Raw genomic sequence first — 2,076 nt, forward strand, 5'->3', positions numbered from 1 at the left:
GTCCCCGAGCGTCCCGGACAGGTCGCCCTGACCGACCTGCTCGACGAAGGTCATCACCCGCCCGAGCGGCCGGACGATCACGCGGTTGATGGCGATCCCGATCCCGATGCAGATCAGGAGCGTGATCAGGGCCGCGCCCCAGAGCGCGAGGCTCTCGTTGCGCTCGGCCTGCGTGACGCGAGCGGCCTGTGCCGCACGAGTCTGTTCTTCCAGATTGTCGATGGCGATGAGCTTGCTGCGCAGGGTGTCGAAGAACTGCTTGCCCCTGCCTTCGGCCTCGATACGCACCCCATCCGGTCGCGTCTTCAGATCCGCGGCCTGCCGTATCGCGGTCTCGCCGATGTCGGTTTGCCAAACGCGCGCTGCCGTCACGGCATCGGCAAACAGACGCGAACGCTCGGGATCGTTGCCGATCAAGGTCCTCAAAGGTGTGATCGTCTGGTCCAGGGCCGGCCGCCCCGCGCGGTAGGGCTCCAGGCTGCTCAGGTCCGACTGAATGGGCCGTTGCCTGGGGCAATCTCGGTCTTGTCTCCGAGCAGCCGCCGACCGGAGGCGATAATCTGTACGGTTTCGCGGGACTCGCATTCTGAGCGAGCGATGATCTCCAAGTCGCGCAGATACTCGATCACGGGGGGGTGGGCCTCCGCACCGTTTTTTTGTGCAAGTCGAACCTTAGTGTCAACGAGGGCGGGTATACCCTTCCAAAATTCAGCCCTTGCGACAGAAAGACCACTTTCTACTTCAGGACCGGTTAAATCAAAAGTCGGCGCAGTTAATTCTTCTGATACAACCCGCGTCATTTTCTTCTACTTATGCATGCAAATAGGTAGGGCTAATTGCCCTATAATTATGAGCTTAGCTCACAAATTTGATAGTTTTTGCAAAATTAATTCTAAATCGACGTTATTCTATCCGAGAATTATCCGGAAATACATCATCCTCTGGGTCGCATGAGCGCTTGTTTCAAGACCCACTGCATGGTCTGAGCCTGCCGTACTGTCGCAGGTCCCGACGAGGTCCAGCCGTGAGCCCAAACGAACGCGCCGCAGACAACGCCGGCCTCCGCGCTACCATCCACGCCGCTCGCATCGCTGCGATCACGATGGAGACTGCGCCCGGTTCGACCAACGTGCTTAAACAGGCCGCAGTCGCCACGCTCTACGCCTTCGCTGAGAGCGCTGAGACGCTGGCCCTCGCACAAATGGGGGAACCATCAGAGCCCGCATCATGAAAATTCTTAGCCGTTGCTATATTCAGTCTGTTCGGCCGGCGGGACGCGGTATCCCCGCGATATTTACGCTATGACGATGGCCAACTACTCGGCACAGCGCTCCGACCTGGCGCGTTCACTCGGCCTCGGCCAGTTACGGCGCAAGGCGGCCGCTAAGGCTGCTGATACGGGAGAGACGATCTCCGAGGCACCCAAGACCCGCGTCGGGAAGTCCAAGGAACGGAAGAAAGCCGCCGAGACGGCTTGACGCCGCTCAGCGGCCTTCCGCGGCGGGTACGATGCACGTACCGAAGCACTCTTCATCAACTTAGCTCGCCGGCATTCGCTGCGTGGGCTTTTCGGTGCGCGTAAGCTGTATATCAGCGCTAGGGCTCGTGACACGGTGTTCGACTGACGGTCTCTCCACGCATCATCCGCCACACCATGCGCTCGTCAACGTCTAGGGCCTGTCATCGCCTGAACGGATTGCCGGGGCTCGCGTTTTCATCTTTCTGAGGCAGGAGGGATGATGCTGAGCGACGCGCAATGGTCTGAACTGGAGCCCCTGGTGGAGGCGTGCCGGCCCAAGGCCAAGACGCCGCCACTAGGGGCTCCAGTTCAGACCATTGCGAGTCGCTCAGCATCATCCCTCCTGCCTCAGAAAGATGAAAACGCGAGCCCCGGCAATCCGTTCAGGCGATGACCGGCCCTAACCGGGGCGCTTCCTGGCGGGTCAATCGTCGAAGCCTTCCCGAACCACCTTGCCCTGCGCGCGACGGTCCTCGATCCGTGCATGAGCACGTGCGAGGTTGGTGGCATTGAGCAGTCCGAACGACCCATTGAGCGTGCTGTGGAGTTGCGCGCGG

At 60.5% G+C, this 2,076-nt stretch carries 2 protein-coding genes; one reads left to right on the forward strand and one right to left on the reverse strand.

Annotated elements, in window-relative coordinates:
* On the reverse strand, positions 1 to 585 hold a 585-nt coding region (locus tag MKK55_RS09530; protein WP_243934423.1), incomplete at its 3' end, for a CHASE3 domain-containing protein.
* A 716-nt stretch (positions 586 to 1,301) separates the two neighbouring features.
* Here MKK55_RS09530 and MKK55_RS09535 point away from each other — a divergent pair.
* Entirely contained in the window at positions 1,302 to 1,478 is a 177-nt protein-coding gene (locus tag MKK55_RS09535) for a hypothetical protein (RefSeq protein ID WP_243934424.1), read from the forward strand.
* The last annotated feature ends 598 nt before the right edge of the window (positions 1,479 to 2,076 follow it).

This window comes from Methylobacterium sp. J-059 (assembly GCF_022829485.1).
GTDB lineage: Bacteria > Pseudomonadota > Alphaproteobacteria > Rhizobiales > Beijerinckiaceae > Methylobacterium.

What these genes read in the sequence shown, in the direction of transcription:
- MKK55_RS09535 (WP_243934424.1), top strand. Translation starts at nt 1,302, where the DNA reads ATGACGATGGCCAACTACTCGGCACAGCGCTCCGACCTGGCGCGTTCA.